This window comes from Psychromonas arctica (assembly GCF_038155225.1).
Lineage (GTDB): Bacteria > Pseudomonadota > Gammaproteobacteria > Enterobacterales > Psychromonadaceae > Psychromonas > Psychromonas arctica_B.
On the sequence record NZ_JBAKBA010000457.1, the window covers coordinates 1 to 208 of the forward strand.

A 208-nucleotide genomic window follows, 5' to 3' on the forward strand; every position below is an offset into this window, starting at 1 on the left:
TATTGATTGAAGTAAATGGGCAAGCGGAAGCCGTTTCAACTGCGCTTGGGACTGATTGGTTAACCTTCAGTAAAGTCTGCTATCACTTAGGATATCGCCATACGACATTGCAAGTCGGTGAGTTATGGGTGCGTTTTAAACCTGATCACGTGTTAGAAGAACTAGCTGAAAAATATGGCTTAACAATCGATAAAGCACCTGCCGTTTT

1 pseudogene is annotated in these 208 nt (G+C 42.3%); it reads left to right on the plus strand.

The annotated features are described in order from the left end of the window. Positions 1-208, plus strand: a pseudogene (locus tag V6255_RS19085) (urease accessory protein UreE); the annotation flags it as partial.